At 61.6% G+C, this 23,131-nt stretch carries 22 protein-coding genes and 1 pseudogene; 19 read left to right on the top strand and 4 right to left on the bottom strand.

The window, feature by feature from the left end; all coding sequences use genetic code 11:
• Positions 1 to 63 precede the first annotated feature (63 nt).
• From NKH12_RS12995 to clpA, 3 genes are all read left to right on the top strand, one after another.
• On the top strand, positions 64 to 393 hold the full coding sequence (locus NKH12_RS12995) for a phasin family protein (RefSeq protein ID WP_352953473.1): 330 nt from the start codon (positions 64 to 66) through the stop codon (positions 391 to 393).
• Between the two features lie 273 nt (positions 394 to 666).
• On the top strand, positions 667 to 993 hold the full coding sequence (gene clpS / locus NKH12_RS12990) for an ATP-dependent Clp protease adapter ClpS (protein WP_029352795.1): 327 nt from the start codon (positions 667 to 669) through the stop codon (positions 991 to 993).
• A 6-nt stretch (positions 994 to 999) separates the two neighbouring features.
• A complete protein-coding gene (gene clpA, locus NKH12_RS12985; RefSeq protein ID WP_352953472.1) occupies positions 1,000 to 3,468 on the top strand; it encodes an ATP-dependent Clp protease ATP-binding subunit ClpA in 2,469 nt (822 codons plus the stop codon).
• A gap of 95 nt (positions 3,469 to 3,563) precedes the next feature.
• On the opposite strand, the gene NKH12_RS12980 is transcribed toward clpA, so the two are convergent.
• From NKH12_RS12980 to NKH12_RS12965, 4 genes are all read right to left on the bottom strand, one after another.
• On the bottom strand, positions 3,564 to 3,995 hold the full coding sequence (locus NKH12_RS12980; protein WP_352953471.1) for an HIT family protein: 432 nt from the start codon (positions 3,993 to 3,995) through the stop codon (positions 3,564 to 3,566).
• A gap of 135 nt (positions 3,996 to 4,130) precedes the next feature.
• On the bottom strand, positions 4,131 to 5,348 hold the full coding sequence (locus NKH12_RS12975; RefSeq protein ID WP_352953492.1) for a GNAT family N-acetyltransferase: 1,218 nt from the start codon (positions 5,346 to 5,348) through the stop codon (positions 4,131 to 4,133).
• 42 nt (positions 5,349 to 5,390) lie between these two features.
• Positions 5,391 to 6,119 carry a glycerophosphodiester phosphodiesterase gene (locus tag NKH12_RS12970; protein WP_352953470.1) on the bottom strand — a complete coding sequence of 243 codons (729 nt, stop codon included), beginning with the start codon at positions 6,117 to 6,119 and terminating at the stop codon, positions 5,391 to 5,393.
• Positions 6,120 to 6,126: 7 nt separating this feature from the next.
• Positions 6,127 to 6,591, bottom strand: a complete 465-nt coding sequence (locus tag NKH12_RS12965) for a RidA family protein (protein WP_352953469.1) — start codon at positions 6,589 to 6,591, stop codon at positions 6,127 to 6,129.
• Between the two features lie 138 nt (positions 6,592 to 6,729).
• Here NKH12_RS12965 and NKH12_RS12960 point away from each other — a divergent pair, with 138 nt between their 5' ends.
• The 16 genes and pseudogenes from NKH12_RS12960 to lpxB all read left to right on the top strand — a co-directional run bounded on the left by NKH12_RS12960 (position 6,730) and on the right by lpxB (position 23,085).
• Complete coding sequence (locus tag NKH12_RS12960) at positions 6,730 to 7,560, top strand: cell envelope integrity EipB family protein (RefSeq protein ID WP_352953468.1); 831 nt, start codon at positions 6,730 to 6,732, stop codon at positions 7,558 to 7,560.
• An 83-nt stretch (positions 7,561 to 7,643) separates the two neighbouring features.
• Positions 7,644 to 8,942, top strand: a complete 1,299-nt coding sequence (locus tag NKH12_RS12955) for a hypothetical protein (protein ID WP_352953467.1) — start codon at positions 7,644 to 7,646, stop codon at positions 8,940 to 8,942.
• 71 nt (positions 8,943 to 9,013) lie between these two features.
• Positions 9,014 to 9,292, top strand: a complete 279-nt coding sequence (locus tag NKH12_RS12950) for a DUF4031 domain-containing protein (RefSeq protein ID WP_352953466.1) — start codon at positions 9,014 to 9,016, stop codon at positions 9,290 to 9,292.
• A 205-nt stretch (positions 9,293 to 9,497) separates the two neighbouring features.
• Complete coding sequence (rpsB, locus tag NKH12_RS12945; protein ID WP_095492864.1) at positions 9,498 to 10,295, top strand: 30S ribosomal protein S2; 798 nt, start codon at positions 9,498 to 9,500, stop codon at positions 10,293 to 10,295.
• A 114-nt stretch (positions 10,296 to 10,409) separates the two neighbouring features.
• Entirely contained in the window at positions 10,410 to 11,333 is a 924-nt protein-coding gene (tsf, locus tag NKH12_RS12940; protein WP_352953465.1) for a translation elongation factor Ts, read from the top strand.
• Positions 11,334 to 11,655: 322 nt separating this feature from the next.
• Entirely contained in the window at positions 11,656 to 12,378 is a 723-nt protein-coding gene (gene pyrH / locus NKH12_RS12935) for a UMP kinase (RefSeq protein WP_095492866.1), read from the top strand.
• 124 nt (positions 12,379 to 12,502) lie between these two features.
• Entirely contained in the window at positions 12,503 to 13,057 is a 555-nt protein-coding gene (gene frr / locus NKH12_RS12930) for a ribosome recycling factor (RefSeq protein WP_077384157.1), read from the top strand.
• Between the two features lie 18 nt (positions 13,058 to 13,075).
• Positions 13,076 to 13,819, top strand: a pseudogene (locus NKH12_RS12925) (isoprenyl transferase); the annotation flags it as partial.
• Positions 13,816 to 14,655: a phosphatidate cytidylyltransferase gene (locus NKH12_RS12920; RefSeq protein WP_352953464.1), complete on the top strand. Its 840-nt coding sequence runs from the start codon at positions 13,816 to 13,818 to the stop codon at positions 14,653 to 14,655. The pseudogene NKH12_RS12925 and the gene NKH12_RS12920, both read left to right, overlap by 4 nt.
• A 106-nt stretch (positions 14,656 to 14,761) precedes the next feature.
• The gene (gene rseP / locus NKH12_RS12915; protein ID WP_352953463.1) at positions 14,762 to 15,904 is read left to right on the top strand and encodes an RIP metalloprotease RseP; all 1,143 of its coding nucleotides are present in this window, start codon (positions 14,762 to 14,764) and stop codon (positions 15,902 to 15,904) included.
• 217 nt (positions 15,905 to 16,121) lie between these two features.
• Positions 16,122 to 18,485, top strand: coding sequence for an outer membrane protein assembly factor BamA (gene bamA, locus NKH12_RS12910; protein WP_352953462.1), 2,364 nt, complete (start codon positions 16,122 to 16,124; stop codon positions 18,483 to 18,485).
• Positions 18,486 to 18,665: 180 nt separating this feature from the next.
• Complete coding sequence (lpxD, locus tag NKH12_RS12905) at positions 18,666 to 19,724, top strand: UDP-3-O-(3-hydroxymyristoyl)glucosamine N-acyltransferase (RefSeq protein ID WP_352953461.1); 1,059 nt, start codon at positions 18,666 to 18,668, stop codon at positions 19,722 to 19,724.
• Between the two features lies 1 nt (position 19,725).
• Positions 19,726 to 20,181 (top strand): 3-hydroxyacyl-ACP dehydratase FabZ, encoded by a 456-nt coding sequence (gene fabZ / locus NKH12_RS12900; RefSeq protein WP_352953460.1) that lies wholly within the window; start codon positions 19,726 to 19,728, stop codon positions 20,179 to 20,181.
• Between the two features lie 13 nt (positions 20,182 to 20,194).
• Entirely contained in the window at positions 20,195 to 21,028 is an 834-nt protein-coding gene (gene lpxA / locus NKH12_RS12895) for an acyl-ACP--UDP-N-acetylglucosamine O-acyltransferase (RefSeq protein WP_352953459.1), read from the top strand.
• Positions 21,015 to 21,917, top strand: a complete 903-nt coding sequence (locus NKH12_RS12890) for an LpxI family protein (protein WP_352953458.1) — start codon at positions 21,015 to 21,017, stop codon at positions 21,915 to 21,917. Before lpxA ends, NKH12_RS12890 begins: the two co-directional genes overlap by 14 nt.
• Positions 21,907 to 23,085, top strand: coding sequence for a lipid-A-disaccharide synthase (gene lpxB / locus NKH12_RS12885; protein ID WP_352953457.1), 1,179 nt, complete (start codon positions 21,907 to 21,909; stop codon positions 23,083 to 23,085). The genes NKH12_RS12890 and lpxB overlap by 11 nt, the downstream gene beginning before the upstream one ends.
• Positions 23,086 to 23,131: the final 46 nt, after the last annotated feature.

The raw sequence follows: 23,131 nt of genomic DNA, 5'->3' as shown, positions 1-23,131 counted from the left end.
TGCACAACGCGGCCCCGGACAGGGCGCGTCCACCGTCAACGGCAACTGTCAAGGGAGCGTGAAATGACCCAGACCTATGAAGATTTCAGCAAATACGGCAAGGAGTTTGCCGACACCGGCTTGAAGAGCTTCGCATCCCTTTCCAAGGGTGCGCAGGCCATCGCCACAGAGGCGGGCGAATACACCAAGAAAAGCTTCGAGGCCGGCAGCGCAGCAGCCGAGAAACTTTTGTCGGCCAAGTCGCTGGAGAAGGCGATCGAGATCCAGTCCGATTTTGCCAAGCAGTCGTATGAAGCCTTCGTCACCGAAGCGACCAAGATCGGCGATCTCTATGCCGAACTCGCCAAAGAAGCCTACAAGCCGTTCGAATCAATCGTCGCAAAAGCGAAATAATCTCGCTGTCATGTGAAGATGGGTTTCAGGCCCGCACGACAGACCCGGTCGCGAACGCGCGGCCGGGTTTTTTCATGGCAATTTGAAATCAGAGGGCTCTGCCGCCTTCACGATTTCGAAAATCGGCCAAGTTTGGCCACCTAGCCATATTGTCAGCTAAACAGAAGGGCTTAAAATCGTTCATCGAAGACCTACATGTCGAACTTGCATGGGGATTCGAAAAGGCAGGGCTACGTGACGATTGGTTTGACTGCCACAAGAGATGTGGTGCGGATGCAAAACGGCAACGACGGCAATGAGGCCGGTCGCGGCACGGCTGTCATCACACGCACCAAAACCAAGACCAAGAAGCCTAGCCTTTATCGGGTCCTCATTCTCAACGACGACTATACGCCCATGGAATTCGTGGTTCACGTGCTGGAGCGTTTTTTCCAGAAGGACCGTGAAGCCGCCACACGCATCATGCTACATGTTCACAATCATGGAGTGGGCGAGTGCGGGGTCTATACATTCGAGGTGGCCGAGACCAAAGTGTCTCAGGTCATGGATTTCGCCCGACAGAATCAGCATCCGCTGCAATGCGTGATGGAGAAGAAGTGAGGTAACATGCCGGCTTTCTCCCAAGGCCTGGAAAAGGCGCTTCACCAGGCGCTGACGCTCGCCAATGAGCGGCACCACGAATACGCAACCCTTGAGCATTTGCTGCTCGCTCTCATCGACGACACCGAGGCGGCCGCGGTCATGCGCGCCTGCAACGTCGATCTCGACGAGCTGAAGCACACGGTTCTCACCTATATCGACACCGAGCTCGACAATCTCGTCACCGGCTACGACGAGGATTCCAAGCCGACGGCCGGTTTCCAGCGCGTCATCCAGCGCGCGGTGATCCATGTGCAGTCGTCCGGCCGCGAGGAAGTCTCCGGCGCCAACGTGCTCGTTGCGATCTTCGCCGAGCGTGAGAGCCATGCCGCCTATTTCCTGCAGGAACAGCAGATGACCCGCTACGACGCGGTCAACTACATCTCGCATGGCATCGCCAAGCGCCCCGGCGCATCGGAGACGCGGTCGCCGCGCGGCGCCGATGACGAGCAGGGCGGCCAGAGCGGCGCCGAGCCGCAAGAGGACGGCGGCAAGAAAAAGCAGCAGCAGGACGCGCTGACCGCCTATTGTGTCAATCTGAACAACAAGGCCAAGGCCGGCAAGATCGATCCGCTGATCGGCCGCGAGTCCGAGATCAACCGCACCATCCAGGTGCTGTGCCGCCGCTCGAAGAACAATCCGCTCTATGTCGGCGACCCCGGCGTCGGCAAGACGGCGATCGCCGAAGGCCTTGCCAAGCGCATCGTCGAGGGCGACGTGCCGGAAGTGCTGCACAACGCCACCATCTTCGCGCTCGACATGGGGACATTGCTGGCCGGCACCCGCTATCGCGGCGATTTCGAGGAGCGGCTGAAGCAGGTCGTCAAGGAACTCGAGGATTATCCGGGCGCGGTTCTGTTCATCGACGAGATACACACCGTGATCGGGGCAGGGGCGACGTCGGGCGGCGCCATGGATGCGTCGAACCTGTTGAAGCCGGCGCTGTCGTCCGGCGCGATCCGCTGCATCGGCTCGACCACTTACAAGGAGTTCCGCCAGTTCTTCGAGAAGGATCGCGCTTTGGTGCGGCGCTTCCAGAAGATCGACGTCAACGAGCCGACCATCGAGGATGCCATCGAGATCATGAAGGGTCTGAAGCCGTATTTCGAGGAGTTCCACAAGGTTCGCTACACGGCTGAGGCGATCAAGGCTTCGGTAGAACTGTCGGCGCGCTACATCAACGACCGCAAGTTGCCGGACAAGGCGATCGACGTGATCGACGAGACCGGCGCCTCGCAGATGCTGGTGCCGGAAGCCAAGCGCAAGAAGACCATTGGCATCAAGGAGATCGAAGCGACGATCGCCACCATCGCCCGCATTCCGCCGAAGACGGTTTCCGCCGACGACGAGAAGGTGTTGGCCGGTCTCGACGTCGAGCTGAAGCGCGTCGTCTACGGTCAGGACACCGCGATCACGGCGTTGACCTCGGCGATCAAGCTGGCGCGTGCCGGCCTGCGCGAACCGGAGAAGCCGATCGGCTCCTATCTGTTCTCGGGACCGACCGGCGTCGGCAAGACCGAAGTGGCAAAGCAGCTCGCCGCCTCCCTTGGTGTCGAGCTGATCCGCTTCGACATGTCGGAATATATGGAACGCCACACCGTCTCGCGGCTGATCGGCGCGCCTCCAGGCTATGTCGGCTTCGACCAGGGCGGCCTGTTGACCGACGGCGTCGACCAGCATCCGCATTGCGTGCTGTTGCTGGACGAGGTCGAGAAGGCGCATCCGGACCTGTTCAACATCCTGTTGCAGGTCATGGACCACGGCAAGCTGACCGACCACAACGGCAAGCAGATCGACTTCCGCAATGTCATCCTGATCATGACCACCAATGCGGGCGCCTCGGATGCGCAGCGCGCGGCGATCGGTTTCGGCTCGACCAAGCGCGAAGGCGACGATGTCGAGGCGATCAACCGGCTGTTCACGCCGGAATTCCGCAACCGTCTCGATGCGATCATCCCGTTCGGCTCGCTGCCGGTTCCGGTCATCCATCAGGTGGTGCAGAAGTTCGTCATGCAGCTCGAGGCCCAGCTCTCCGAGCGTGGCGTCACCTTCGACCTGTCGCAGGAGGCGATCGCCTGGCTGGCCGAGAAGGGCTATGACGAACGTATGGGTGCGCGGCCGCTCGGCCGGGTCATCCAGGAGCACATCAAGAAGCCGCTGGCCGACGAGGTGCTGTTCGGCAAGCTTAAGAAGGGCGGCACCGTGCGTGTCACCGTCGACAAGAAAGAGACCGGCGAGACCGGCCTGAAGCTCGAGTCGCTCGCCGACGAGGCGCCGGTCAAGCCGAAGAAGGAAGAACCGGACGACACGCCGAAGCCCAAGAAAGCTGCCATCAAAAAGCCCGTCGCGAAAAAGGCGATCGCGCAGAAGGCGGAGCCCAAGGGCAAGGATGGCGGCAAGCGCAGCTTGGTGCCGCAACTGCCCCGCAAAGGGTGATGCCCTGAAAACTAAAAAAGCCCCGGAAGCGGGGCTTTTTTGTTGGATGAGGAGGTAGTGAGTGGCCGAAGGCGTTTGGCGTGCGACCTCCGGCTTCAGTTTCCCAGCGCCGTTCGTATCTTGCCGGCGTTCTCAGCCAACACTTCTGGTTTCTCCATCTGACCGCTATGCGGCTTCAAAGGAATGCCCTCGAAGCGTGGAATGATGTGAACATGGAGGTGAAAGACGGTCTGGCCCGAAGCAGGCTCGTTGAACTGCATGACCGTGACACCATCGGCAGTGAAGGCCTTTTTTACTGCCCGCGCAACTTTCTGGACATTTGCGCAGAGCGGGCCGAACACTGCCGGATCGGCATCGAGCAGGTTGCGCGACGGCGCCTTCGGCACAACCAGCGTATGACCCGGCCCTTGCGGCATTACATCCATGAAGGCGACGACTGCGTCATCTTCATAGACGCGATGCGATGGGATTTCACCGCGTAGGATTTTCGCGAAGATATTGCTGCTGTCGTAGGTGGTTTCGGCCATGGCGTGCGCTCCGGATTGTGCCTTGCTCTACCGCATCGACCCGAAAATTGGAATCGATTTTCGGAAAGTATGATCTGGAGATTCAAAGTGTTAGAGCGTACTTTGTGTGTCCAACTGGACGCACGTCGCTCTAATTTAATCGCCCGCCAGATCCTTGCGGAACGGCGTGTGCTCTTCAAGATAGTCGCCCATCCGCTCCACCTCGCGCCGCTCGCGCCTGAGATAGTCGGCGACCGCGTTGCGCAAGCCCGGATGCGCGATGTAATGCGCCGAATGCATGGTCACCGGCCGATAGCCGCGCGCCAGCTTGTGCTCGCCTTGCGCGCCCGCTTCGACCACTTTCAGCTTACGGTCGATCGCGAAGTCGATCGCCTGATGATAGCAGACCTCGAAATGCAGGAAGGGATGGTCTTCGATGCAGCCCCAGTTGCGGCCATAGAGCGCATCGGAACCGATGAAATTGATGGCGCCGGCAATGTAGCGTCCATTGCGCTTGGCCATCACCAGCAGGATGTCGTCGGCCATGCGCTCGCCGATCATCGAGAAAAACTCGCGGCTGAGATATGGCCGCCCCCATTTCCTGCTGCCGGTATCCATGTAGAAGGCAAAGAAGTCGTCCCAGACCCTTTCGGTCAGGTCCTTGCCGGTCAGCCAGTCGATCGAGATGCCGTGAGCGAGCGCCTCGCGCCGCTCTTTCTTCATTGCCTTGCGCTTGCGCGATGCCAGAGTGGCGAGAAAATCGTCGTAGGTGAAATAACCTTCGTTGTAGAAGTGGAACTGCTGGTCGGTGCGGTGCAGGAAGCCCGCCGCTTCCAGCGCCCCGACATCCTTCTGCTGCGCGAAGGTTACGTGGGCGGAAGAAACGCCGAGCTTGTCCGTCACCGCCTTCAGGCCTGCTGCCAAGCCGGCTTTCACGGCGCGACTGTCCTCGCCCTTGTTGACCAGCAGGCGAGGACCGGTGACAGGCGTGAACGGTACGGCGCATTGCAGCTTTGGATAGTAGCGTCCTCCGGCGCGCTCGAACGCGTCCGACCAGCCGTGATCGAAAACATATTCGCCCTGGCTGTGCGATTTCAGGTAGCAGGGAACGGCACCGAGCAGTTTTCCCTGCGCTGTCTCCAGCCTGAGATGATGGCCCTGCCAGCCGGTGCGCCGCACGGCGCAGCCGGAATCCTCAAGCGCGCTCAGAAAAGCGAAAGAAACAAGGGGATTGTAGCCATTTTCTGTATCGCCGCGTGCGGTACCGCCCAGGCCATCCCATTCCGTGCAGGTGAAGGCTCCGATGCCGGAGGCAACCCGGATCGCATACGCTCCATTCGCCGTTTGCCCGTCGCCTTCATCGCCTTGATCCATGAGGCTCATTTAAGCTCCGTGCCGGTCCATGCAAGCTCGGTTTCAAGCGACCTGTACAAGATCGGGTTCGAATCCTTCGAACGTCATTTGGTCGGCATATCTGAAGGTCAGGTCGACCGCCGGCTGGTCGAGCACGGTCCAGGTGATTACCGGCATTTTGAGCTTTTCGCGCACGAAGGAGACGAACCGGTTCGGCAGGTCGCCGGCAGCGTAGGAGGCGAAGGCGATGTCGTGCGCCAGCATGGCGAAATGCGCCTCGATCAGCTTGACGTCCTTGCCATAAGCCGTCAGCCCGCCCGGAATGCCGGGCGCGTGTTTCGGGAAATCGCGGATCAGCCAGTGGTCGAACGACATGATCGCCGCCTTGCCCTTGTAGTGCTTGAGCATCTTGCCGACGCTTTCCACCAGGCCTTCGTCCCGGCCGGGAACCCCTTTCAGCTCGACGACCATCGGCACACGACCATCGACCAGGTCGAGTGCCTGCTGCAAAGTCGGCAGATGGTCTGATGTGCCGCCAACCTTGAGTGCCGTCATCTCCGCTGCCGTTCGCTGCCAGACGAAGCCGTCCTGGCCGGTCAGCCGCTTCAGATCGCCATCGTGAATGACCACGGGGATGCGGTCAGACGACAGATGCACATCGCATTCGATCGCATAGCCGCGTTCAGCCGCCGCGGCAAAGGCGGAAAGCGTGTTCTCCCACCGCGTCTTGTTCATGTCGTGGAGGCCGCGATGGGCAACGGGTCGGGCGGTCAGCCAGGAAAGATCAGTCATATCTGGCTCATTCAACTTCGAAGATGGCTTCGATTTCCACTGCGGCATTAAGCGGCAGGGAGGCGGCGCCGACGGCGGAGCGGGCATGTTTGCCGTGATCGCCGAGCACTGCAACCAGAAAATCCGAGGCGCCGTTGGCAACCAGGTGCTGTTCGACAAAATCCGGAGTCGAGGCGACGAAGACGGTGATCTTCACCAGGCGGCGGATTTTCTCGAGATCGCCAAGGGCTGCCTTGGCCTGCGCCAATACGTTGATCGCGCAGTATTTTGCCGCTTCCTTGCCGCTTGCGGTGTCGACATCGCGGCCGAGCAGTCCGCTCGCCTGCAGCTTGCCCTCGCTGAGCGGCAGCTGCCCGGCGGTAAACAGCAGATTGCCTGACCTGGAATAGGGCACGTAGTTGGCGGCGGGCGCGGCGGCGACCGGAAGCGTCACGCCGAGTTCGCTTAGCCGCTTTTCGATTGTTTCACTCATGGTATTTCCCTATTGCTTGATGACGCCGGGCGGGCCGGGCCGAAATTGCTATTTTTGCCTCGCTTCCGCCACGACTTTTTTTAAGCTGGACCCTCTTTCCCTGCGGCCTGCCATCAGGCGCGATGATCGGAGCCCCTCATGCGCGCAACACGCCTCGCATTCCACGCTGTCTTGCTGCCAGCGGTGTTCTCGATGGCGCCGGCTTTTGCCGTACCGGCGCTGCAAGCGCATCGCGCAGTTTACGATCTGAGCCTGGACAAAGCCTCCGATCGCTCCGGCATTACCGGCATTTCCGGCCGCATGGTCTATGAGTTCAACGGCTCACCTTGCGAAGGCTACACGGTGAAGTTCCGCTTCGTCACCCAGATCGCCACCAACGACAATGCAACAAAGCTGACCGACCAGCAGACGACCACTTTCGAAGACGCCGAAGGCAAGACGTTCTCGTTCGTGACAAAATCCTTCGTCGACCAGAACCTCGACAAGGAGGTCAAGGGCACCGCGACGAAGGAGACGACGGGCCTCAAGGTCGACATCGACAAGCCGGAGAAGAGCAGCCTCGAACTCGCCGCCACCCAGTTTCCGACCCAGCATCTGGCCGAACTGATCGACAAGGCCGAAAAGGGCGAAAATTTCTACGAGACCAACCTGTTCGACGGCTCGGAAGATGCCGATAAGGTGATGACCACCACCGTCGTCGTCGGCAAGAAAGCCGATGCCGACAAGGCTGATCCGGAAGCGCAGGCGCTGGCAAAGCTCGCCACCGACAAATACTGGCCAGTCGACATCGCCTATTTCGACGGCACCGACAAGTCAGGCGAGGAGGTGCCGGAGTACCGGATCAGCTTCAAGCTGCATGACAATGGCATCACCCGCGACCTCGTCATGGACTACGGCGAGTTCTCGATGACCGGCAAGCTGGTCAATCTGTCGTTGTTCGATCAGTCGAAAGCCTGTCCGCCGAAATAGGCCCGCAAGGCGGCGGCGAATGACTTGAACACGCCGCAATTGCATCTCAACCTCAACGCCGATGGGGTCGATCGGGGGGTGGGTTGAGCAGAATCGATGTGTTCGTGGCGCCGAAGCCCAATCCGGCGCTGATCAAGATCATGACTGTAGTCAACCGGGTTGTCATGCTGCATGGCATTCCCGGGTTTCGCGACCTGTTGCCGTTCAACCGCCTTGCCGGATTGCGCGGCGTCGCCAATGTCCGTCATATCGACTTTCCCGACGTCGACCGGCAGCGGCTGAAGGCCTGTTGCGGCGCCGGCAAGGCGACGTTCATCACCCCCAACCATCCGGAATTCTTTACCGACTGGATGATCGACAAGGAGATCGTCTCGCAGGTCAGTCCGCTCGCGGCATCCTGGGCCACGCATGGCGTCGTCAACGGCCTCGGCCGGATCATGCAGAAATTCTGGCTGGCCAACAATCTGATCGCCCAGATTCCAGGCAACAGCGGGGCTGCCAAGGAACACTCGATCGCCTGGGCGCTGAAAGGGCATGGTGTTCTCTTGCATCCCGAGGGCGGCGTGGGCTGGCATGCAAATGTCGTCGGTCCGCTCCTTCCGGGGGCGGTCGAGATGGGGTTCGAAGCGCTCAAGCGCGATCGCGCCACGGATCAGGATTCTAGGGTTTGGATCGCGCCGGTTGTCTGGAAGCTCGCCTTCACCAAAAATGTCGAGCCGGCGCTGGCGCAGGAATGCACCTATGTCGAGAAGAGCTTGAAGATCGAACGCCGTGCCGCCGATACCCTGCCGGAGCGCGTCCACCATATCTATTCGACGCTGCTGTCGCGCGATGAGATTGCCTGTGGCATGGTGCCCGACGAACGGGCTTCGTATGCCGCGCGTCAGACGCAACTGCTGCTCGAATTGAGCCGACGCCTGGGGGAGGGTATTTCGGTCGATCCCGCTGTCAACGAGATCGCCGAGCTTTTACGCAGGTCGCGCCGCTGGCTGCGGGAAGGCACCGGCGACGCCGAGCGACAAAAACAGATCCGCACGCTGGCGGACACGATCCTGCGTCTCCAACGTGTCGGACCGTGGACCTCAGCCAACCCGCGCATCACGCAAGAGGAGATCGCCGAGCATCTGAAGCGCATCCGCAACGACTATTGCAAGGGCACGCTGCGCGACACGATCAACCGCTTCGTGCCACAGCCGGCCGGGCCGCGCTGCGCGCATATCCGTGTGCCGGAACCGTTGGGATTGCACGCCTTTCCGGGCTCGATCGACGATGCGCTCGCCGAACTGCACAGCCGCATGCAGGCGGCTGTCACCACGACCGTAGCCGAACTCGAAGCCGCTGGCGGGTTCATTTTCTATCCGAATCCCTTCTATCATCGCTAGCATTGGATCTCGGCTCCAGGTGAGCTGCGGCCCCGCTGGTCGGCGCAAGATGAAGGAGTGCGGCAAGCCTCATGGCGGTTTATGTCGACGCGGCGATCTGGAAATGGGTCGGCCACCGCTGGTGTCACTTGCTGGCCGACGACACCGATGAGCTGCATCGTTTTGCAGCACAGCTCGGTATCAAGCGCTCGTCCTATCAGGGACCGCCGAAGACATCGGCGCCGCACTATGACATAACCGGCTTCGAGCGCGACCGCGCGGTGCGGCTAGGCGCCATCGAATGCAGCCGCGAAGAGATCGTTGCTGTTTTCCGGCGTGTCCGGGTGCCGAAGGGGAAGATACGACTATAGCCGGGTGCGCTGATCGCCGCACGCTGAGCCGCAAGACACCGTAGCGCTTGCGTTTGTCGCGCATCCCCTCTATATGCGCGCTCATTCCACACACGGACTTTGGTGTCTGCCCGGGAGAAATCCGGCTGAAACCTCCGGTGGCGTTCGAGGACAAGGTCCAGAAATGCCTGTGTCCGTGGAGGCTAACCGGAAAGGATACTCAAGAATGGCTCTGCCTGATTTCAGCATGCGCCAGCTTTTGGAAGCTGGCATTCACTTCGGCCACCAGACTCACCGCTGGAACCCCAAGATGGCGCCCTATATCTATGGCGCCCGCAACAACATCCACATCATCGACCTCTCGCAGACGGTGCCGCTGCTGCACCAGGCGCTCAAGCAGGTTTCCGACACCGTCGCCAAGGGTGGCCGCGTGCTGTTCGTCGGCACCAAGCGCCAGGCGTCCGACATCGTCGCCGACGCCGCGCAGCGCTCGGCCCAGTACTATGTCAACTCCCGCTGGCTCGGCGGCATGATGACCAACTGGAAGACGATCTCGAATTCTATCCAGCGCCTGCGCAAGCTCGACGAGATGCTGGCCGGCGAGGCCCAGGGGCTCACCAAGAAGGAGCGCCTCAACCTTGATCGCGAGCGCGAGAAGCTCGACAAGGCGCTGGGCGGTATCAAGGACATGGGTTCGACGCCGGACCTGATGTTCGTGATCGACACCAACAAGGAAGCGATCGCCATCCTCGAGGCCAAGCGCCTTGGCATCCCGGTCGTCGCCATCATCGATTCCAACTGCGACCCGGACAAGATCGATTTTCCGATCCCCGGCAATGACGACGCGGCCCGCGCCATCCAGCTCTATTGCGATCTGATCGCCAAGGCTGCAATCGACGGCATCGCTCGCCAGCAGGGCGCGCTCGGCGTCGACGTCGGCGCTTTGGCCGAGGCTCCGGTCGAGCCGGCACTCGAGCCGACGCCGACCGCCGAGACACCGGCCGCCCAGACGCCGGAAGCATAACAGCGAAGGCCGGTTTCGGCCTTCATCTTTCTCATATTTTGGCGCGAAGCGCTGGCGCCAGGCGCATCATCGAGGACGGTGGTGCGTCGGTGCATTTTAAACAAAGAGGCGACAATGAGCATTTCGGCTGCACAGGTCAAAGAACTTCGCGACTTGACTGGCGCGGGCATGATGGACTGCAAGGCGGCGTTGAACGAGACCAACGGTAACATGGAAGAGGCCGTCGACTGGCTGCGCAAGAAGGGCATTTCCAAGGCCGACAAGAAGGCCGGCCGTACAGCGGCCGAGGGCCTGATCGGCGTCGATTCCGGTATCCGCGAGGCGGCGGTCGTCGAGGTCAACTCCGAGACCGACTTCGTTGCCCGCAACGCCGCTTTCCAGGAGATCGTCGCCAACGTCGCCAAGGTCGCGCTCGCCTATGGCGGCAAGACCGAGGCCGTCGCAGCCGCCCCATATCCGGGTTCCGACAAGTCGGTTGCCGACACCATCAAGGACGCTGTCGGTACAATCGGTGAGAATCTTGGCTTCCGCCGTTCGGCCAAGCTCACGGTCGAGCACGGCGCTGTCGCAACCTACGTCCACAATGCGGTTGCCGACGGCCTTGGCAAGCTCGGCGTGCTGGTCGCCATCGAGACGACAGGCAACGCGCAAGCCGCCAACGCCTTTGCCCGTCAGGTCGCTATGCATGTCGCCGCCACCAACCCGATGGCGCTGACGACGGAGCAGCTCGATCCGGCCGCGGTCGAGCGCGAGAAGGCGATCTTCGCCGACCAGGCGCGCCAGTCCGGCAAGCCGGAGGCGATCATCGAGAAGATGGTCGAGGGCCGTCTGCGCAAGTTCTACGAAGAAGTCGTGCTGCTCAAGCAGGCTTTCGTGCTCAATCCCGACATCACCGTCGAGAAGGCGCTGACGGATGCCGAGAAGGAAATCGGCGCACCGGCCAAGATCACTGCCTATCTGCGCTTCGCGCTCGGCGAGGGCATCGAGAAGGAAGGGACCGATTTCGCGGCGGAAGTCGCGGCGGCGGTCAAGAAGTAAACCGCACTCTATCGTTCTGAAAAGACTTTACGGCCGGGTGTCCGCGAGGATGCCCGGCCGATTTCTTGCGCGGTGTCGATGAAGGCCAGGCGGTCGGCGACAAGCCGGCTGGCTATCTGCCGGATCTGCTCACGCCCGGATCTGCTCGTGCCCGGATCTGCTCATGCAAGGTGCATTTGCCGGTGTAAGTTACAGGCTGGAAGAGAGTTTCCGGCTCGGGCGCCGCGTGACATCGCGGCGCCCTTCGTGTATCGGAACCCAATGTTTCGGGGTAGCGCCTGCGCGGCGGCAGGCGCGTCACACGTATAATGATGAGGACCAGATGACGGTGAAGCCCCTCTACCGACGTGTCTTGCTGAAAGCGTCGGGCGAAGCGCTGATGGGTGAACAGCATTTCGGCATCGATGTGTCGGTAGTCGATCGCATCGCCGCCGACATCGCCGAGGCCCGCGCCCTGGGCATCGAGGTCGGCGTCGTCATCGGCGGCGGCAACATCTTTCGTGGCGTGGCCGTTGCTTCCAAGGGCGGAGATCGCGTCACCGGCGACCACATGGGCATGCTCGCCACCGTCATCAACTCGCTGGCGCTGCGCACTTCGCTGAACAAAATCGGCGTCGACGCGGTGGTGCTGTCGGCAATCGCCATGCCTGAGCTTTGCGAGAGCTTTTCGCAGCGCCAGGCGACCGCCTACATGAATCAGGGCAAGGTCGTCATCTTCGCCGGCGGCACCGGTAATCCGTTCTTCACCACCGATTCGGCCGCGGCGCTGCGCGCGGCAGAAATCGGGGCGGACGCGCTGTTCAAGGGCACCCAGGTCGACGGCGTCTATTCGGCCGATCCCAAGAAGGACCCGAACGCGACACGCTTTGAGCGTATCAGCCATGGCGAAGTCATAAAACGCGGTCTTTCGATCATGGATACGGCCGCGATTGCACTTGCGCGCGAAAACAACATTCCGATAATCGTCTATTCGATCCACGAGAAGGGTGGTTTCGGTGATATTCTGAGGGGCGGCGGCCGTTGCACGGTCGTTACGGACGACTGATCGGGAGCCCGATCCCGAACCGAAGGTTTCCCCCAGGCGAAAAGCGGGAACCGGTTTTCGGATTGAGGCTTGAATACGGGGTTACCCCTGAAGTGAACCCGGCTAACGGGTCGAGGAGACGATGATGAGTGGCGAATACGATGATCTCAAACGGCGCATGGACGGGGCGATCGCTGCGTTCAAGCACGATCTGGCTTCGCTGCGGACCGGCCGCGCTTCGAGCAACCTGCTCGACGCGATCCAGGTGCAGGCCTACGGCACCACCATGCCGATCAACCAGGTGGCAAACGTGTCGGTGCCGGAGCCGCGCATGATCTCGGTTTCGGTCTGGGATAAGTCGATGGTCGGCGCGGTCGATCGCGCCATCCGTGAATCCAATCTCGGCTTCAATCCGATCGTCGATGGCACCAATCTCAGAATTCCGCTGCCCGAGCTCAACGAACAGCGCCGCAAGGAACTGGTCAAGATCTCGCACGGTTATGCAGAGAATGCCCGTATAGCCGTGCGCCACGTGCGCCGGGACGGCATGGAGTTTCTCAAAAAGGCGGAAAAGGACGGCGATATCAGCGAAGACGATCATCGCAAGCGGTCCGACCAGGTCCAAAAGCTCACAGACGAGATGATCGGTACCATCGACCATCTGCTTTCCGATAAGGAAGCTGAAATCATGCAGGTTTAAGGGTTAGGTGACCAACCCGAAAGCGAGACTATGACAAGCCCCGCGCATGTCGCGATCATCATGGACGGAAACGGACGCTGGGCCAAGGCGCGTGGCTTGCCGCGGCTTGCTGGGCATCGTGCCGGCGTCGAGGCGCTGCGTAACACGGTGCGCGCCGCTCCTAGCCTCGGCATCTCGTTCCTGACCGTCTACGCCTTCTCGTCGGAAAACTGGTCCAGGCCGAAGTCCGAAGTCAGCGACCTGTTGGGCCTGTTGAAAATCTTCATCCGCCGCGATCTCGCCGAGCTTCACCAAAACGGCGTGCGGGTCAGGATCATCGGCGACCGGGCAGGGCTGCAACCTGACATCAGGACCCTGCTTGAAGAGGCCGAAACGCTCACCGCCCGCAATGACGCGCTGACCTTGGTCATCGCCTTCAACTATGGCGGACGCGACGAGATCGTGCGCACGGCGCGCAAGCTTGCCTCGGCAGTGGCGCGCGGCGAGCTCGACAGCGAGGCGATCACGGCCGAATCCTTTGCCGGCTCTCTCGACACCCAGGGTATTCCAGATCCGGAACTGGTCATCCGCACCAGCGGCGAGCTCAGGCTGTCGAATTTCCTTCTGTGGCAGGCGGCCTATAGCGAGCTTGTCTTCCTGCCTTGCTACTGGCCCGATTTCAGCCGCGAGCATTTGGCCGACGCATTGCGCGACTTCGCCAGTCGCGAGCGCCGTTTCGGCGGGCTTGGCGCTCAAGACGTCGCCGTGACAGCCAAAGGATGAGCAACCTCCAGCTTCGCGCCATTTCTGCCGTCGTGCTTGCGGTCGTCACACTCGGCCTGACCTGGCTCGGCGGACTGCCCTTCCGGTTGCTTTGCGCTGCCATGACGATCCTGATCTTCTATGAATGGACGCGAATGTGCCGCCCGGTCGCCGCCGCGGGTCTTGGTTTGCTGCCGGAAGCGCTGCTTCTGATTTTCGTCGGTGCCTTGGTCGCCGGCCTGCCGGCGTCCTGGCTGCTGCTTCTTGTGGCAGCGATGGTCGTTGTCACCGTGGTCGTGGGTTCGATGCGCCAGACTTCGATGCATCAAACGGGACAGTGGGACGCGTCCGGCGTTGCCTATGCCGCCATTTCCGGACTGTCGCTTGCTCTTTTGCGCGACGGCGACCATCCTGGCCTCGTCGCCATTCTCTTCCTGTTCGCCGTGGTTTGGGCGACCGACATAGCAGCCTATTTTGTCGGCCGCGCTGTCGGCGGTCCGAAGCTGGCGCCGTCGATCTCGCCAGGCAAGACGCAGAGCGGGGCACTCGGCGGTGCCGTCGGCGGCGTGGTTGCCGGGCTGCTTCTGGCCGCCGCGGCCGGAGCCGGCAATCTCGCAGTGCTCGGCGTCGTCGCGCTCGTGCTTTCGCTCGTCTCTCAGGCCGGCGACCTTTTCGAATCATGGGTGAAGCGCCGCCACAACCGCAAGGATTCAGGCACGCTGATACCGGGCCATGGCGGCGTCATGGACCGGGTCGACGGGCTTGTCGCGGCGGCTTTCGCCCTGTACGTCATCGGCTGGATTTCGGCGACCGCCGACCATCCGGCACAGGGCTGTTTCCAGCTTGATCGGCATTGATTCCCGGCCTGGTTTCTTGACCTGCGCAGAATGCGCCATGGATTCGCCTGGATTGATGCCACAGTCGCGGTACGACCGTGCTGCGGACGAATTTTGAGGACATGAGTTGAACGAGATTCTTCACGCGGTTTTCAGCACGGAAGGCTTTGTCCTCGGCACGCTGGTGCCGTTCCTGTTCGTGCTGACCGCAGTCGTGTTCGTCCACGAGATGGGCCACTACCTCGTCGGCCGCTGGTGCGGCATCGGCGTGAAAGTCTTTTCGATCGGCTTCGGCCCGGAACTCTTCGGTTTCAATGACAGCCATGGCACGCGCTGGAAACTCTGCGCCATTCCACTCGGCGGCTACGTCAAATTCGTCGGCGACATGAACGCCACCTCGAGCCAACCCAGTTCGGATGAGATCGAAACGCTGACCGATGCCGAGCGCAAGGTTGCGTTTCACACGCAGCCGGTCTGGAAGCGCGCGGCGACTGTGGTGGCCGGTCCGCTGTTCAATTTCCTGCTGACGATCGCCGTCTTCGCCGTGCTGTTTACCGCCTATGGCCGCCCTGTGATGGAGCCGATGGTGGCTGAAGTCACCGCCGGCAGTCCGGCGGCACAGGCCGGCATCCTGCCCGGTGACCGATTCGTCAGCGTCGACGGCAGCAAGGTCCAGACCTTCGCCGACGTCCAGCGCCGGGTTTCGGGCCGCGGCGGCGACGCCATCACGTTTGTCATGCTGCGCGACGGCAAGGAGATCACCGTCACGGCGACGCCGCGGTTGATGGAAAAGGAAGACGCGCTGGGCAACAAGGTCAAGGTGGCCGTGATCGGCGTCGTCAACAACCAGGAAGTCGGCCAACCCCGCCTGATCACCTATAGCCCGGCCGGCGCACTGGCTGCCGCGGTCGAGGAAACCGGCCACATCATCCAGGGTACCGGCCAGTTCCTGCAGCGTTTCGTCGTCGGTCGCGAAGACAAATGCCAGTTGGGCGGGCCAATCAAGATCGCAAAGATGTCGGGGCAGGCGGCAAAACTGGGCTTCGACTGGCTTGTGCAACTTGTTGCGCTGTTGTCGGTCGGGATCGGTATTCTCAACCTTTTGCCGATTCCCCCCCTCGACGGCGGGCATCTCCTGTTCTACGGCGTGGAGGCCGTCATTCGGCGACCGGTGTCGGAACGGATGATGGAGATGGGTTACAGGGCCGGCCTGCTTCTCGTCTTGGGCTTCATGGGGTTCGTTTTCTGGAACGACCTGTTTGGGTGCTGAAATCATGAAGAAATTTGGCTTCGGCACAGCCAATGTTGAGACGCCGTTTACCATGCATTGGGATATGCGTGACGCGAAAGCCACGCAACAGGGTTAAGTAAATACAAATTAACCAGGAGCCTTGCGTGTAGGGAAAATCCGGTTAATACGGTAGGGGAAATTACCGCACGTCCGGTTTTCTCGCCGTGGGGACTTCGAGAAAAGGTACAAAAGCCCGATGAAGGCAGCATCCAAGTTTCTGAGCGCCGCGTCCGCGGTGGCCCTATCCGCCGCTCTGGTCGTACCAGGTGCGCTCGCAGTGCAGTTCGTTGCCACATCGGCGGCCGAGGCCGCTGTTGTTTCAAGAATTGAAGTCAGCGGCAATCAGCGTGTCGACGCCGACACGATCCGCAACTACGTCACGATCAAGCCCGGCAAGGCCTTTTCCAGCTCCGATATCGACGATGCGGTCAAGGCGCTGTTCGGCACCGGGCTGTTCTCGGACGTCCAGATCAACCAGGTTGGTTCGTCGCTGGTCATCAAGGTTTCCGAATATCAGGTCGTGAACCAGGTGCTGTTCCAGGGCAACAAGAAGCTCAAGGACAATGCCCTTGCGGCCTCGGTGCAGTTGAAGCCGCGTGGAACGTTCTCGCAGCAGGCGCTCGATGCCGATGTCGAGGCGGTCAAGGCCGCCTACAGGCGTATCGGCCGCGACGACGCCGCCGTGACCACCCAGATCATGGATCTCGGCGACAACCGCGTGAACGTGGTCTTCAACATCAATGAAGGCGGCCGCACGCAGATCGCCGCGATCAATTTCGTCGGCAACAGTGCCTATTCGAGCCGTCGCCTGTCCGACGTCATCTCCACCAAGCGCTCGTCCATCCTTTCGTTCGTGCTGCGCGACGACGTCTATGACGAAGATAAGCTGCGCGCCGACGAGGAGCTGCTGCGCCGTTTCTATTACAATCACGGCTATGCCGACTTCCAGGTGATTTCCGCGGTCGGCGAACTCGACGAGACCACCAATAAATACACGGTGACGATCACCGTGCAGGAGGGCGATCGCTACACCTTCGGCGACGTCAGCGTCGAGAGCACGATTCCCGAGGTCGACGCTGCCTCGCTGCAGTCGGTGGTCGAAACCCACAAGGGCGACGTCTACAACGCTGAGAACGTCGAAGACACCATCATTGCGTTGACCGAGAGGGTCGCCGGTTCCGGCTATCCCTTCGCCCAGGTGACGCCGCGCGGTGATCGCAATTTCGAGAACCACACCATTTCAGTGGTCTATACGATCGACCAGGGCACCAAGGCCTATGTCGAGCGCATCGAGATACGCGGCAACGACCGGACACGCGACTATGTCATTCGCCGCGAATTCGACGTGAGCGAGGGCGATGCCTTCAACCAGGTTCTCATCCAGCGCGCTAAGAAGCGGCTGGAAGCGCTTGATTATTTTGAAAAAGTCGAGGTTTCCACCGTGCCCGGCTCTGAGCCAGACCAGGTGGTGCTGGTGGTCGACGTGGTCGAGAAATCGACCGGCGAGTTCTCGGTCGGCGCCGGCTATTCGACAGGCGGCGACACGTCAGGCCCATCCGTCGAAGGATCGATCACCGAGCGCAACTTCCTCGGACGCGGCCAGTTCATCAAGCTATCGGCCGGCGGCGGCAAGAATTCGCGCGACTACAGCTTCTCCTTCACCGAGCCCTATTTCCTCGGGCGGCGTATCGCTGCCGGTTTCGATGTCTTCCACCGGACCAGAGAATACGACGACTACCAGAGCGAGACGACAGGCGCAACAGTGCGGTTCGGCCTGCCGATCACCGACGACATCTCGACGCAGCTGGCGTATAATATCTCGCAGGAGAAATACGAGCTCGACGAAGACTGCGAGACTGCTGGCGTTTACGATCCCCTCAAATGCAACGTCTCTCAGCCTATCCTAAACGGCATTGAGGAAAGCCCGTGGCTCAAGTCGTCGGTCAGTCTCGGCCTGGTCTACAATACCATCGATGACATGAAGAACCCGCATGAAGGCATCTACGCCAACGTCGTCACGGAATTCGCCGGCCTCGGCGGCGACGCCAAATTCGTCAAGGTGACGGCGCGTGGCAGCGTCTACCAAACGCTGTCGGAGCAGCTTGATCTGGTTGGTTTGATTTCGGGCGGGGCCGGTCATATCCAGGGCTTCGGCTCCGGCGATCTGCGCATCTTCGATCATTTCCAGAGCAGCGATCGCATGATCCGCGGCTTCGCCTATGGCGGCATCGGTCCTGTCGACGACCAGGGCTTTGACGACCATCTCGGCGGTACCACCTATTTCAACGCCTCGGCGGAAGGCCAGTTTCCGATGCCGATCATTCCGGAAAGCTTCGGCCTGCGCGGCGCAGTCTTTGCCGATGCGGCGACACTTTATGGCAACGAGGTGTCGGGCGTCGATCAGTCAACAACCGACATGCAGTGGCGCGCCTCTGTCGGCGTCGGTCTGATGTGGGCGTCGCCCTTTGGTCCGATCCGCATCGACTATGCGATTCCCGTCCTCAAGGAGGACACCGACGACGTGCAGGAATTCAACTTCGGCATATCGACCCGCTTCTGATCGGTGGGCAACGATACTTCCGGGCCGTTGGGGTCCGGAAGAGAGTGACCCGACACTGCAGCGCCGCATGTCCTCTTGGATGCGCAAAGGACGCTGTAGAACTTTGATTTTGCGCATGATCCTTTCCGAAGATCGGTTCCGATTTTCGGGGTCATGCGCTAGCTGGATATAGCTTCTGGAATGACCGATCCGGTGTTCTTCGCGCCATCACGCCGGTATACGGCTGGCGAAGTCGCGAATCTGACCGGCTCGGTGCTCGTCGATTCCGGCCTCTCCGATATATCGATCGAAGCCTTGGCGCCGGCAAGCGAAGGCGGCGAGCACGCCCTTGTCTTCGTTGATGGCAGGCGCAACTTCGCGCTGATGCAATCGCTGCGGGCAGCGGCGGTTCTCTGTCCCGCCGAATTTGCCGGCAAAGCGCCGGCGGGCATCGCGGTTCTGGTTCATCCGCGCCCGCAACAGGCTTTCGCGATGGTCGGACGCCTTCTTTTCCCGGCGGCTGCGACACCGGCGCCGATGACCGGCGAAACCGGTATTTCGCCGCATGCCCATATCGATCCATCGGCGCATGTCGAGGCCGGCGCGATTGTCGAGGCCGGCGCGATTATCGGCCCTCGCGCTTCTATCGGCAGCGGAACCGTCATTGCTCCTCATGCCGTCATCGGTCCCTCCTGCCAGTTCGGCCGCGACGGCTATGTCGGTCCAGGCGCCAGCATCCAGTACGCGCTTATCGGCAACCGCGTCATCATCCATGGCGGCGCCCGCATCGGCCAGGACGGTTTTGGCTTCGTGGCCGGCGCCAAGGGCCCGGAGCGCGTCCCGCAAATCGGCCGGGTCGTCATCCAGGACGACGTCGAGATCGGCTCGAACACCACGGTCGATCGTGGCGCCATGTCCGACACGATCATCGGTCAAGGCACCAAGATCGACAATCTGGTGCAGATCGCTCACAACGTCCGCATCGGCCGCAATTGCATAATCGCCGGCCTTTCGGGTATTTCCGGTTCCGTAACGGTGGGCGACAACGTCACCATGGGTGGCGGTGTCGGTCTTGCGGATCACCTGACCATTGGGACAGGGGCCAAGCTTGCTGCAAGAAGCGGGTTCATGAGCAACGTCCCCGCGGGCGAGATTTGGGGAGGGTATCCGGCGCAGCCGATGGCTGAAGCCATGCGGGAGATCGCGGCTCTGCGAAGACTGGCCAGGGCGCGCAAATCCGGCGACGGAGGGAAGAGCTGAGATGGTGGCGACGACGCTCGAGGCGGTCGACATATTGGGGCTAATGAAGCTCCTGCCGCATCGCTATCCGTTCCTGATGATCGACCGCATCATCGACATCGATGGCGACGAGTCCGCTATCGGCATCAAGAACGTGACCATAAACGAGCCGCATTTCCAGGGTCATTTCCCGGATCAGCCGGTCATGCCCGGCGTGCTGATCGTCGAGGCGATGGCGCAGACGGCCGGCGCCATCTGCATCCGCAGCCTTGGCACCGAAAAACCCTCGCTGGTCTATTTCCTGACCATCGACAACGCCAAATTCCGTAAACCGGTCGTTCCTGGCGACCAGTTGAAGATCCATGTGAAGAAAATCAAGAAACGCGGCAACCTTCTCAAATTCGCCTGCGAGGCTCTGGTCGACGGCGTCAAGGCCGCGGAAGCCGAGATCTCGGCGATGATGGTTACGAGCGACTGACGATCGAATGCTTATGAAAATCCAGACAGTCATCCATCCATCTTCGGTCATCGAGGCCGGTGCAAAAATCGGCGAAGGTGTCCGCATCGGGCCATTCTGCCACATCAGCGCCGACGCGGTGATCGGCGACCGCGTGGAGCTGGTCAGCCACGTCGCGGTGATGGGCGCGACCACCATCGGTGCGTCGACCAAAGTGTATCCGATGGCGACACTGGGCGCTCCGCCGCAGAACACCAAGCACAAGGGCGGCCGCACCACGCTGGTCATCGGCGAGAACTGCACGATCCGCGAAGGCGTGACCATGCACCTCGGCACCGATTCCAGCCGCGGCGAGACTGTTATCGGCGACAACGGCAATTTCCTTGCCTACGCCCACATCGCCCATGATTGCATCGTCGGCAAGAACGCCACCTTCGCCAATGGAGCGACGTTGGGGGGCCATTGCGAGATCGGCGACAACGTCTATATCGGTGGTCTCAGCGCCGTCCATCAGTTTGTCCGCGTCGGCGACAACGCCTTTCTCGGCGGTTGCTCGGCAATCGTCGGCGACGTCATTCCCTACGCCATCGCCGTCGGCAATCGCGCCAGCCTCCGCGGCCTCAACATCATCGGCCTGAAGCGCGCGGGCCTGCCGCGCTCCGAGATCCACACGCTGCGCAAGGCCTACAGGACGATCTTCGATCGCTCCCGAACCGTCGGCGAAAACGTCGAGTTCGCCAAGGCGGAATTCGCCTCCTCACCGACCGCCATGAAAATCATCGATTTCATCGTCAGTCGCGGCAAGCGGCACTATGCCGTCCCGTCGCTCAAGGCTGGCGACGGCGACGATGCAGATGACGAAGATTGAGGCCACCCGGACGGGCCTTGATCTCGCGCCAGACGCCAAGGTCGGCATCATTGCCGGCGGCGGCAGTTTGCCGGTCGAAGTCGCCAGGGCGCTTGCTGGGCAAGGCAAGTCTCCCTTCGTGGTAGTAGTGGCGGGCGAGGTCGATCGCATATCCGACTTCGACGCCTATGAGCAGACGACGTTGAGGCTGGAGGATGTCGGCTCTCTGCTGCCAACGCTCAAGCACCATCATGTTACCCATCTGGTGACCGCGGGCCATATCACACGCCGTCCCCGGCTGAGCGCCATGCGCCTCAATCTCGGCCTGCTCGCCTGGGTGCCCAGCCTTCTTGTCGGTGTAACCCAAGGCGACGACACCGTGCTGAAACTGTTCGTGCGAAGGATCGAGCGCAGCGGCATCAAGGTTGTCGGCGCCCATGAGATCGTGCCGGAACTGGTCGCGGCCGAAGGGACGCTGACCAAAGCTGCGCCGCGGAAATCCGACTGGCGCGACATCGAAGCGGCGCATACGGCGGCAAAGGCCATCGGCGCGCTGGATATCGGCCAGGCGGCTGTTGCGATCGGCGGCCGCGCCATCGCGCTGGAAGGCGTCGAGGGTACTGACGGATTGCTCGATCGAACAAGGCAGTTGCGCGGCCATGGCAGGCTGGCGGGCAGAACGCGCGGCGTCCTGGTCAAATGCGCCAAGCCCGGCCAGGAGTTGCGTGCCGACCTGCCCTCCATCGGCCCGCAGACGGTCGAGGCGGCGCATGCCGCCGGACTTGCCGGCATTGCGGTCGAAGCCGGCCGCTCGCTGGTTCTGGAAGCCCCCACCGTCGTCGCCCGTGCCAATGCGCTCGGCCTGTTCGTGATCGGCCTGCCTGCTGCGGAGCCGGCGCATGGCGACTGACAAACCGCTGAAGATCGCGATCGTCGCCGGCGAGGAATCCGGCGACCTGCTTGGCGCCGACATCGTAGCGGCGCTGAAGCGCACGACCGGCCGCGAGGTCCGGCTCGTCGGCATCGGCGGCCGGCATTTGCAGGCGCTCGGCCTCACGCCGCTCTTCGACGGCGGCGAGATCGCGCTGATGGGCCTGAGCGCCATCCTGCGCGACCTGCCGCGCCTGATGCGGCGGATCAGCCAGACGGCCAATGCGGTCGCCGGTGAAAAGCCCGACTGTCTCATCACCATCGACAGCCCGGATTTTTCGCTGCGTGTGGCGAAAAAGGTGCGTGCAGCCGATCCGGCAATCCCGATCGTCCACTATGTCTGCCCGAGCGTCTGGGCGTGGCGGCCGGGCAGGGCCGTGGCGATGAAACCGTATGTCGATCATATCCTCTGCATTCTGCCTTTCGAAGTGAAGGAGCTCGCCCGCCTCGGCGGTCCGCCCGGCACCTATGTCGGCCACCGCCTTACCCATGATCCGGGTGTGCTGGGCGCTGCCAAAGCGCAAAGCCTGCCGCGCGACCTGTCCGAAGATCGTGTGAAGACACTGCTTGTGCTGCCCGGCTCGCGTCGCGGCGAGGTACGACGGCTGGTCGGCCCGTTCGGCAAGACGATCTCGATCCTGCGCGCACGCGGACACCGCTTGCGCGTGCTGTTGCCGACGGTGCCGCACGTCGCCGACCTGGTCAGGGCTTCAGTGGCAAGCTGGGACGAGAAGCCGGAGATCATCCTTGATCCCGAACGCAAATGGCAGGCCTTCGGAAAGGCAGATGCAGCGCTGAGCGCATCGGGAACGGTGTCGCTGGAACTGGCGCTGTCGGGTGTGCCGATGATCTCCTGCTACCGGCTCGATCCGGTCATGCGGATGGCCCAGCGCCTGATCACCGTATGGAGCGCTGCCTTGCCCAATCTCATCGCCGATCGCCCGATCGTGCCGGAAAGCTACAACGAATATGTGCGGCCGCACTATCTGGCGCGGCAGTTGGAGGCGCTTCTTTCCGATACCCCCTATCGTGCATGGCAGAAGGACGGTTTTGCCGAGGTGGCCAGACGCATGGCCGTCGACAGACCATCCAGCGATATCGCTGCGGGGATCGTGATGAGGTACATCAAGAGAGTGAGTAGTGAGTAGGGAGTAGGGAGTAGGGAGTAGAAAGTAGAAAGCAGATGGAGCCAAT

It is taken from the genome of Mesorhizobium sp. M1322 (genome assembly GCF_040318085.1).
GTDB lineage: Bacteria > Pseudomonadota > Alphaproteobacteria > Rhizobiales > Rhizobiaceae > Mesorhizobium.
This window is presented reverse-complemented; position numbering and strand designations above follow the sequence as displayed.